9 protein-coding genes are annotated in these 10,340 nt (G+C 43.5%); 4 read left to right on the top strand and 5 right to left on the bottom strand.

Annotated features, from left to right (window positions below):
• Positions 1-77: 77 nt before the first annotated feature.
• Together V7K73_RS28315 and V7K73_RS28320 are read right to left on the bottom strand one after the other, a co-directional pair.
• On the bottom strand, positions 78-203 hold the full coding sequence (locus V7K73_RS28315; protein WP_334885199.1) for a hypothetical protein: 126 nt from the start codon (positions 201-203) through the stop codon (positions 78-80).
• Positions 200-2,419, bottom strand: a complete 2,220-nt coding sequence (locus V7K73_RS28320; RefSeq protein WP_334885201.1) for a type I restriction-modification system subunit M — start codon at positions 2,417-2,419, stop codon at positions 200-202. The genes V7K73_RS28315 and V7K73_RS28320 overlap by 4 nt, the downstream gene beginning before the upstream one ends.
• 591 nt (positions 2,420-3,010) lie before the next feature.
• Between V7K73_RS28320 and V7K73_RS28325 the strand changes: the two genes are divergently transcribed.
• Positions 3,011-4,216, top strand: a complete 1,206-nt coding sequence (locus V7K73_RS28325) for an acyl-CoA dehydrogenase family protein (protein ID WP_334885203.1) — start codon at positions 3,011-3,013, stop codon at positions 4,214-4,216.
• Positions 4,217-4,597: 381 nt separating this feature from the next.
• Positions 4,598-6,058, top strand: coding sequence for an Asp-tRNA(Asn)/Glu-tRNA(Gln) amidotransferase subunit GatA (gene gatA, locus V7K73_RS28330; RefSeq protein WP_334885205.1), 1,461 nt, complete (start codon positions 4,598-4,600; stop codon positions 6,056-6,058).
• Positions 6,059-6,145: 87 nt separating this feature from the next.
• On the opposite strand, the gene V7K73_RS28335 is transcribed toward gatA, so the two are convergent.
• Positions 6,146-6,604, bottom strand: coding sequence for a helix-turn-helix domain-containing protein (locus tag V7K73_RS28335; protein WP_334885207.1), 459 nt, complete (start codon positions 6,602-6,604; stop codon positions 6,146-6,148).
• 795 nt (positions 6,605-7,399) lie between these two features.
• Between V7K73_RS28335 and V7K73_RS28340 the strand changes: the two genes are divergently transcribed.
• Entirely contained in the window at positions 7,400-8,023 is a 624-nt protein-coding gene (locus V7K73_RS28340) for a PadR family transcriptional regulator (protein WP_334885208.1), read from the top strand.
• Between the two features lie 56 nt (positions 8,024-8,079).
• Here the strand turns inward: V7K73_RS28340 and V7K73_RS28345 are convergent, their stop codons facing one another.
• Positions 8,080-8,766, bottom strand: a complete 687-nt coding sequence (locus V7K73_RS28345) for an HAD family hydrolase (protein WP_334885210.1) — start codon at positions 8,764-8,766, stop codon at positions 8,080-8,082.
• Positions 8,767-8,960: 194 nt separating this feature from the next.
• Here V7K73_RS28345 and V7K73_RS28350 point away from each other — a divergent pair, with 194 nt between their 5' ends.
• Entirely contained in the window at positions 8,961-9,731 is a 771-nt protein-coding gene (locus tag V7K73_RS28350; RefSeq protein ID WP_334885211.1) for a glucosamine-6-phosphate deaminase, read from the top strand.
• A gap of 158 nt (positions 9,732-9,889) precedes the next feature.
• Here V7K73_RS28350 and V7K73_RS29965 read toward each other — a convergent pair.
• A partial coding sequence (locus V7K73_RS29965) for a WGxxGxxG family protein (RefSeq protein WP_442936801.1) occupies positions 9,890-10,340 on the bottom strand: 451 nt, incomplete at its 5' end.

Below are 10,340 nucleotides of genomic sequence, written 5' to 3' on the forward strand. Positions count from 1 at the left end.
GCTGGGAACGTCGAAAAGTATATTTTGATGCATTTCTTGATCTTGCTACTATTCATATTTGGATTCAAAGAATTTTATTAGTGGGATAGGTTCATATAATCACTGGCTTTCAATTGAGTACCAAAAGGCCCAGTCTGAATTTCTGCTTGTCCTTGTTTTACTAAATCGCCAATCTTAAAAAACTCCCAATTACTTGTACTCACATTTCCAACTCCTCAAAATTCGCCGCGATCGCCCCCGCCAAATCCACCGCTTCTTCATTCAAACTCGCCAACTCTAAATGAATTTCCCGCATTCTCTCCTCAAAATCCTCTTCATCTTCCCCATCTAAAGCAGTCACACCCACATAACGCCCAGGTGTTAAACTACTATCCTGCTGGGTTATTTCATCCCGCGTTACCACTTTACACAACCCTGGTACATCCACAAACACGGCTTCGGGAAACCGAGATTGTAACCAGGTAACTTGCGCTTTCACATACAGCGTAGACTTAATAGCAAAAATAGCTGTGTCTCGCGCTGTATCCAGTGCATCACGTTGTTTTTTAAGTTCCTTCGCGTCCCAAGTTTCTTGTTTACGTGCGTCTAACTTTTTCTGGGCCAGTTCCACAGCACGAGTCGCTAATTTATGCACTTCGTTGATGTGCTTTTGCAGAGTTTTCAATTGGGGAATAAAAGCTGTAAACCTTGCTGCACAGTGTTTTTGCGCTTCGTTTGTCGCAGAACCCCACCCCGCCTTAGCTGGCGCTAAGTCTCCCCTAAGAGCAAGCGGGGAGGGGTTGGGGGTGGGGTTATTCTCTGCAAACCATGCAAGATGCACTTGTAATTCACCAATTAAACCAACTCTCGCCGCAGTCAATTCTTGAATTCCCTCTGATAACTCAGACAAAGTAGCGCGGAAAGTCTCTATATTCTGATTGGCGATATCTTCAGCAACTAATCCCTCAACTTCGGGTAAATCCTTTAATAAAGGAAGCGAAGCCCCAAGACGATCGCTAAAAATATGCAATAATTGCGTCAACTTAACTAACGGTTCTTCTAGCTGTATCAACACACCCTCAATAGTCGCCGCTTCATGATGCGTCTGATTTAAATATTCTCCCACCAACCCTAAATAACGTTCCTGCTGTCCGCGATATAACCAAGCGATCGCAGTGATATTCTGGAGTTGTTCTTCACTAAAATCGCGGATTTTGCGCGTCACCACTCGGTAAACATGACGCGCATCAATCATCAACACCTTATCTTGGCGTTCTGCTGGTTTACCCTTGTCGAAAAACCACAATGTACAAGGTAGAGATTTTGTGTAAAAAAAGTTCGTCCCAATCGAGATAATCATATCCACCGCTTGGGTAGCAATTAACTCCTCTCGAATCTCCTTTTCCCCATGTCCCGCATCTGATGCGGAACTCGCCATCACAAACCCGGCTCTACCTCGCTGATTTAAATAACTGTAAAAATACTGTATCCAGAGGTAATTTGCATTGCTGACTGCTTTAGTTTTCGCAGCAATTCCCGGTATCTTTTTCTCAGTAAACAGCCGGGAGTCAGTCTTCACTTTCTCTGGACTCACACCATCGACATTAAACGGCGGGTTAGACATGACAAAATCACATTCACCCAGCAACTCTTCCCAGCGATCGTAAAAAGTGTTACCCTGACGAATTATCCCTTCTAACCCGTGAACCGCTAAATTCATCCTTGCCAAACGGGTGTTAGTATCCGATTTTTCCTGTCCGTAAAAAGTAATTTTCGCTGACGCATCCTCACCGCGATTTTCGACAAAATGTCCCGTCTGCACAAACATACCCGCACTACCGCAAGCAGGGTCTAAGACATTTCCCCGATCAGGTTCAATCATATTTACAATGGTGCGTACCAAAGAAGGCGGTGTAAAAAATTCTCCTCCTTCCTGTGCGCCACTCATCGCAAACTTATTCAGAAAATACTCATAAATTCGCCCAAACACATCACCAGTGGCGTTACGCAACTCTTCCCGGTCAAAAATTCGCACCAAGTTATACAGCAAATCTTGCTCAAAACTGGTGTATTCTTTCGGTAACACCCCCTCCAACATCTTAGTTTCATCCTCAATCGCTTTCATGGCGGCATTGATTGCCTTGCCAATATCTGCGTTTTCTGCCAAATTCAAGATGCGATCGTACTGAGCTTCACTTGGTAAAAAAATTGCTGACTTTCCTTTAAAGTCATCTATAGTAATCGGGCGTTTTTTTCCCCCCCGCGAGGATAAACCTTTTTCAATCTCCGCCTTTACAGCATTGAAGCGATTTGTCGCATGGCGAAGAAAGATTAACCCCAGTACGGGCATACTGTATTCATTAGCATTGAGTTTTGAGTTAGCACGGAGTTGATCTGCGGCTTCCCACAGTGAAGATTCAAGTTGACTGATGTTGATCATAGTTTGTTAGCGACTTAGGCGATATGACTGTCTATTGCGCCTAAAAAATTATGAGTTTACCAAAGCAGTGGTTAGCTGAGAATGGGGCAATTTATAATAACCTTTAAAAAATCTTAAATGATAGGAGCGATCGTATTTAAACCTTATCTAAGTTGAGAACCGTAGTTTTCACCCTCTCCCTAAATCCCTCTCCCAAAGGCTTGAGAGGGAGTTTGAAATTCTGGCTTCCCAAATCCCAAATCTGGGATTCGGGGTTAGGGGATGAGGGCAAATCCTTTTCATCATGGAAGATGCATGAGTAATTATACCTTTTATATTTATTGTCAATACATCAAGCGATGTCTTTTAAATTGTCCTGACGAGGTGTTTGTGTGATGATTGTTAGATAACTGTATTCCGAGCGTTTTTAAGTAGTATTTTAAAAAATTATCAAAAGACCTGAGTTTGAGGTCAGATGCTGATGAAGAAAAGAAAGTAGGGTTTAGGCTACAAGTAGTTGCGATCGCTTAACTCCGATAAAAGCATCTGAAGTTTGCAGGAACATCAATATTTTCGCAGGATGGGAGTAAAGTGAGTTTTAAAGGAGTATTTATGTCACAGTTGGAGCAAGCAGTGCCAGACACCTTTGTAGCCAAAGGCTTAGAAACTCTCCCCAATAATAATATATTCGACCAGGTTGAGGCTTTGGCCAAGGATTTTGCTACCCGTGCAGGGGTACATGACAAAGACGGTTCCTTTCCCTTCGAGAATTTTACAGCTTTGCATGAAGCAGGATTACTTAGCCTCACCATTCCCCATGAATTAGGGGGACAAGGTTTGGGGCTTTCAACTATCTGCCGAGTGATTGAAGGGATAGCCCGTGGTGATGCTTCGACGGCGCTAGTACTGACAATGCACTACCTCCAACATGCCCATGCGGCCCGTAGCCGTCGCTGGCATCCAGAAGTATATAAGCGGCTGTGTCGTGAATCGATTGAAGGTATTGCCCTGCTCAATGCTGCCCGTGTCGAACCTGATTTAGGAACGCCAGCTAGAGGCGGATTGCCTGCGACAATTGCCGATCGCACAACAGAGGGTTGGCGTTTAACCGGTCACAAGCAATATACCACAGGTAGTCCCATCCTCAGTTACTTTATTGTTTGGGCGCGGACAACTGAGGATGAACCACAAGTTGGCAGTTTTTTGGTTCGGCGCGATCTGCCGGGAGTGCAAATTGTCGAAACCTGGGATCATTTGGGGATGAGAGCTACAGGCAGCCACGATCTCATTTTGGAGAATGTATTAATCCCAAGAGAGTATGCTTTGAATATCAATCCCATATCTGCTGCGCCATCCTTTGATCCTCTGATTTCCACTTGGAACAGTTTGACATTGAGTGCTTTATATCTTGGTGTTGCTACTAGTGCGCGAGACTGGCTTGTAAAATATCTTTGGGAGCGATCGCCTTCTAATCTCAAAGAGCCACTGGCAACTCTGCCACGCTTCCAAACTGCTGTGGGTGAGATAGAAGCACTGCTGTTTGCTAACAATAAATTGATTTATAGCTTGGCTCAAGATATTGATAAGGGCGAGTATCAGCCTAACGTAGCATTACAGGCACAAGCTGTTAAATATCTCACCACAACTAACTCGATTCGGGCTGTAGAGATTGCCTTGGAACTAATCGGTAATCCTGGTCTGTCAAAAAAGAATCCTTTAGAGCGACACTACCGCGACGTTCTGTGCAGCCGTATTCATACACCGCAAAATGATGTTATTTGCCAGTCTTTAGGCAAGTCTGTATTGAAAGTAAAGTGAGTGGGGAGATGAGGGGGAAGAATTAACTGGTTCCGTGGGTTTAAGTCCCCCGGTTCTAAAAATAAGCAAGTAATACGATTGGGGACTGCGAATGCAAAGTTGCTCCTGTAGTGCGCTCCGCGCATCCTGCGGCGGGGGAAACCCCAAGACCGCAATAAGGGCGCTAAATCCCCATTACAAAACAAAATTTACGTACAGCCCTTTGGTCCATGAAAACCGCGCAGCGTGCCGGAGGCTCTATTACGAATTACGAATTACGAACGCATAAAGCGTGCCGGAGGCTCTATTACGAATTATTTAATAACCAATGCCCAATACCCAATACCCAATCTCGACCAATATGTACTAAAATCAATGACTTGAGTCACAAAGAGAGCAATCATGGCATCCATCCGCGAGTTGCACCAACAGCTGGTTAAGAAAGAACGTTCTGCCGTTGAAATTACCCAAGAAGCTTTAGAGCGCATTCAAGCGTTAGAGCCGAAATTGCACAGCTTTTTATATGTGACCGCAGAACGGGCATTAGAGCAAGCGGGTGCTGTGGATGCTAAAATTGCTGCGGGAGAAGAAATTGGGCTGCTAGCAGGCATTCCTGTTGGGATTAAGGACAATTTATGTACTAAGGGAATTCCTACCACCTGCGCCTCCCGGATTTTAGAAAATTTCGTGCCGCCTTATGAATCAACGGCGACGCAAAAACTGGCAGATGCTGGGGCGGTAATGGTAGGCAAAACCAACTTGGATGAGTTTGCAATGGGTAGTTCCACAGAAAACTCTGCCTACCAAGTCACGGCTAATCCTTGGGATTTGTCACGAGTTCCTGGTGGTTCTTCGGGGGGTTCGGCGGCGGCGGTGGCGGCTCAAGAATGTGTGGTTGCTCTTGGTTCTGATACTGGGGGTTCGATTCGGCAACCTGCATCTTTTTGCGGTGTGGTGGGGATGAAACCGACTTATGGTTTGGTTTCGCGTTATGGTTTGGTGGCTTATGCTTCGTCTTTGGATCAAATTGGGCCATTTGGAAAGACAGTTGAAGATGCGGCTATATTATTAAGTGCGATCGCAGGTCACGATCCCAAAGACTCTACCAGTCTCAAAGTAGCCATTCCCAACTACGCCGCCAGCTTAAAACCAGACTTAAAACCCAGAGGTCAGCTAAGAATTGGGATCATCAAAGAAACTTTTGGTGAAGGTTTAGACCCTGTAGTGGAACAAGCTGTTACCAAAGCAGTAGAGCAACTACAAAGTTTGGGAGCGGAAATTCATATAATTTCCTGTCCCACCTTTCGTTATGGCTTACCCACTTACTACATCATCGCCCCATCAGAAGCATCAGCAAACCTAGCTCGTTACGATGGCGTTAAATATGGTTATCGCGCCCCTGATGCCGATAATTTGCTATCGATGTACACTCGTACCCGTGCCACTGGTTTTGGTACAGAAGTCAAACGCCGGATTATGATCGGCACTTACGCACTTTCGGCTGGCTATTATGACGCTTACTACCTAAAAGCGCAAAAAGTCCGCACCCTGATTAAGCAAGACTTTGAAAAGGCTTTTGACTTAGTTGATGTGTTAGTTTGTCCCACATCTCCCACTACAGCATTCAAAGCAGGGGAAAAAACTACTGACCCCTTAAGCATGTATTTAACTGACTTGATGACTATTCCTGTGAATCTTGCTGGTTTACCTAGTTTAAGTTTGCCATGTGGTTTTGACGATCAGGGGCTACCGATAGGATTACAGCTAATTAGCAATGTCCTGCGAGAAGAACTACTATTTCAAGTAGCTTACGCTTATGAGCAATCCACTACTTGGCATCTGCGTAAACCGCAAATATCTTGAAAATGGCATTTGTCATTTGTCATTTGTCATTAGTTATTCTTTCTCTCCCTGCCCTCTGCCCCCTGCCCTCCACTCCCCACTCCCCATTTACTGATTACTGACCATTGACTGTTGACTATTAACTTCTGGAGTCGGGGATTCAGATGTAATTTGTGCTGAGTTAAGTGTATATAAAAGACCAGCAGATGCAGCTACTAATAAGAGAATATAGGTAACAACAAGAGGTATATACGTATTTGATTTGTTGTCTGAATTATTACGATCATTCGTGGAGTTTTGGCAGACTACATTGCTTATAAGAGTATGTGATAAAGCATTTCCATCCAGTCCTAAAGCATCTCCATAGCGACGGATGAATCCTTGAATAAAAATAGGTTCAGGCAATTCTTCAAATCGTTCTTCTTCTAAAGCTTGCAAAACACCTGCTCTAATAAGTGTTTTTGCAGCTATCTCTTCTATGCATATAGATTTTTGTTGTCTTACTTGTCGCAAGTGTGTAGTTATTTCCTTTAGCTGCTCTACTTGAGCTTGATTTAAGAGCGTCACTGTCTTCTCCTGTATGGGCTAATCCTACTATTCATATAGTCAGAAGACTTAAATATGCATACGTATTTTTACCGAATAATTGATTTTAGGAATAATTTTTTTAATAATGGTTAAAATAATTCGTAATAGAGCCTCCGGCACGCTTTATGCGTTCGTAATTCGTAATAGAGCCTCCGGCACGCTTTATGCGTTCGTAAATTTTGTTTTGTAATGAAGAGTGCTGTTGTGGGGACGGTTTGGGACTCGCATTACTTTGGGGGATTTAACCCCAATCGCATTACTTACCGATTTTAGAACCTATGCAACTTAAACCCACGGGACTAGTTGAAATCTAGATTGGAAAATGCTAATGCTGCTTATGCTAAGTAATCTTTTCGTTAAGATAGACACTTTATATTCATTAAAAACTTAGGTGATGAAAGTTAATAAACTGCAATTTATAATACAAGTATTTTTCCAACTGCTACTCTGGGATAATTGCAGCGATCGCTGTTACCAAAAGAGAGAGTGGGGAAGAAGCTGGGGAGAAATCAATTCAAAATGAAGCTCGCAAACTCCCTAATGCGCTAACAAAATTCAAACATTTTAGAACTTCTGCCTCCTATCCTCACTTCCCCTTCAATGTGCCATCTGTCTATTTGTCATGATGTTCCCCCAGCGTTAGAATGCGCTTGCTGTCGGGCGGACAATTATTTCATTGACAACTTCAAAAATCTTCATCAAAATTCTATTCCGATATATCGTGATATGTTACGATATATCGTATATTAGAGAAAGTTGATTTGAGATTCATTTATGTTTAGACACTTTCGGTCACGTTTTGGCGCACCTGCATGGGCTGGAGTTAATGAAGACGATTCATTGCTTGTCAGGTCTTGGTTTGGTCATAGCAAGCATCATGGTAATCATGACAAACAGTTTGGCAATGAAATGTTTGGTCGTGGTTGGGGAGATGAATATCGGACTCGTCGGGGTGACATCAAGTTCATCCTGCTGGAATTGTTATCCGAGCATCCTAGTCATGGTTACGACTTGATTAAAGATGCGGAAACTCGCTATGGTGGTTTCCGTCGCCTCAGTCCTGGCTCAGTATATCCAACACTCCAATTGCTGGAGGAAGGCGGCTATCTCAAGAGCGCACAGGAAGGTGGCAAGCGGATTTACACGATCACCGATGAAGGTAGACAATTATTGGCAGAACGCGCAGGGCAAGAAACTTCAGATTCTCCTTGGGATACCTTCAAAAGTTTTGTCAAAGGTAAGCCCCAAGAGTTTATTGAGTTGCGGAATGCTGCAACAGAATTAGCTGCTGTTGTGGTGCAAGTTGCTCGCAGTGGCAATATGGAGCGCATAAATCAGGTGCGTGAGCTTTTAGAGCAAGTTAAACGGGAAATTCACGCAATTCTTGCCCAAAAATAAGTAGAGACGCGTTAGCAAATTCGCGTCTCTACTCTTGATGTTCTAAGATTTTGCGCTTACAAGTTAGAAGCGATCGCACTCAAATCTGGTTCAATGAGTGAGTTGAGCAATGTCCACAACTGCAAATCAGTAAAATCTGGAATTGCCATAAATGCGCCGACTTCTTGTAAAAATTGGGGATCGTGGGTGGAGGCGATGCCAATAGTGCGGATATCTGCGCCCACCGCCGAACGAATACCAGAGGGAGAGTCTTCTAAAGCGATCGCTTCCTCTGCTGTAATCCCCAACTTATTCAGCGCGACTTGGTAGGGGGCTGGGTCGGGTTTACCTGCAATACAATCATCTGCTAAAACAACTGTATGGAAAGCTTCTTTAATTCCCAAAACCTTTAGCATAAATTCTGCATTTAATCTAGGAGCATTAGTTACCAATGCGCGTTTTAACTGATGTGTCTCTGTCCATGCTAGTAGTTCAGAAAATCCACTCAACGGTTTTAGATGCGGGGCGAGTTTGCGGAAAAGCGCCTCTTTTTCGTCTGCAAATTTTTGCCCTTCTGCTGTTGATAATTGTGGCAGAATATCCTTAACAATCTCTGGATTTAGCCGCCCACTAATTCGGGATTTATAAAATGTTTCGTCAATTTCTATGCTGTAATTTAACAGCATTTCCTGCCAAGCTCGGTAGTGTATGGGGTCAGTGTTGACAATAGTGCCGTCTAGGTCAAAAAGAATTGCAGCTAGCATGATTTTTGCGTAAAATGTAAATAATTGTTAACTTAATTTAAATAGTTTACATTGTTTTTTTGCTCTGAGTGATTGTTCTTTGGTCAATACAGGGCAAAAAGTCACAAATTAATCTGCTAAATCCTAAAATCTATACTTGATACGACATATAAGCGCACACAGATAGAGACGTGGTTTTCTTGGACTAATAACTAATGACTAATGACTCCACGAAGCGGTTTGATAATTTACTAGTGCAGATTTACAACTCTGAAGTCGAAATGGCCCAGGACGTTGCCAAAATCGCGCAAAAGCATTTACAGCAAGTTCTTAATCTTCAGGAGACAGCTGCTGTATTGTTAGCAACAGGTAACTCCCAACTCAAATTTATCGATGCTTTGATTTCATTGGGTAGTGTAGATTGGTCACGGATTATTCTGTTCCATCTAGATGAATATTTGGGAATTACTGCTGACCATTCTGCAAGTTTCCGGCGCTATATGCGAGAACGTGTAGAGAAGCGGGTTATTCCTAAACAATTTCACTATATAGAAGGTGATACATTGCAACCACTAGCAGAGTGCGATCGCTACACTAAACTACTCCTTGCACAACCAATTGACTTATGCTGTCTTGGTATTGGCGAAAATGGACATTTAGCTTTTAACGATCCAGCAGTAGCAAATTTCCGAGATCCTTACAGTGTGAAACTAGTGAAACTAGATACAGTCAACCGTCAGCAACAAGTAAGCACAGGTCACTTTCCGAATCTAGAAACTGTCCCACAGTATGCTTTTACTGTCACCATCCCGATGATTTGTTCAGCTAAAAAAATTATCTGTCTGGCTCCAGAAAAACGTAAAGCGAATGTGGTAAAAAAGATGTTGCAAGGAGCTATAAGTACAGACTGTCCAGCTTCTATTCTCCGTCAACAACCCCAAGCAACGTTATTTTTGGATGTCAATTCTGCTAGTTTTCTGCCGTAATCTTTGTAGGGCAAGGCGGTAGCTCGACTTGAGCAAACTAAGGTGTCATTGTAGGGGAGCAATATCAATATATTGCTCCCCTACACATTTAGTTTAACCACTGTAATAGCCTGAAGTTAAAACAAACGACAGTTGACGGCTCTTATAGTGTGGTGAAACTATCTAGAACGAGTACCTGTTGCTTCATTAGGATCGCTATAAGCCCGGACTTTATCACGATTACGAGCCAGACCTGCTAAACCTGCTAAACCAAGTAAACCTAGCCAACCCCAATCGAAACCGCGATCGCTAGTTCTTTCGGAAGCTGCGACACCTGCATTCCTACTAGTACCTGTAGCATCACTACCTGTTGTGCCAGCGCCTGTTGTACTACCACCTGTAGCATCACTACCTGTTGTACCAGTGCCTGTAGAATCACTACCTGTTGTGCCACTACCTGTTGCACCGCCACCTGTAGAATCACTACCTGTAGCTCCACTACCTGTACCAGTACCTGTAGTTCCAGTCCCTCTGCTACCACTACCTGTTGAACCAGTACCAGTAGTTCCACTGCCTGTGCTACCACTACCTATACCACTACCTGTTGAACCAGTACCAGTAGTTCCACTG

This window comes from Nostoc sp., assembly GCF_036916975.1.
Classification (GTDB): domain Bacteria; phylum Cyanobacteriota; class Cyanobacteriia; order Cyanobacteriales; family Nostocaceae; genus Nostoc.

Bases quoted from the DNA above. Each gene is read 5' to 3' on its own strand.
- V7K73_RS28320 (WP_334885201.1), bottom strand. From the start codon at position 2,419: ATGATCAACATCAGTCAACTTGAATCTTCACTGTGGGAAGCCGCAGAT.
- V7K73_RS28325 (WP_334885203.1), top strand. From the start codon at position 3,011: ATGTCACAGTTGGAGCAAGCAGTGCCAGACACCTTTGTAGCCAAAGGC.
- gatA (WP_334885205.1), top strand. From the start codon at position 4,598: ATGGCATCCATCCGCGAGTTGCACCAACAGCTGGTTAAGAAAGAACGT.
- V7K73_RS28340 (WP_334885208.1), top strand. From the start codon at position 7,400: ATGTTTAGACACTTTCGGTCACGTTTTGGCGCACCTGCATGGGCTGGA.
- V7K73_RS28345 (WP_334885210.1), bottom strand. From the start codon at position 8,766: ATGCTAGCTGCAATTCTTTTTGACCTAGACGGCACTATTGTCAACACT.
- V7K73_RS28350 (WP_334885211.1), top strand. From the start codon at position 8,961: ATGACTAATGACTCCACGAAGCGGTTTGATAATTTACTAGTGCAGATT.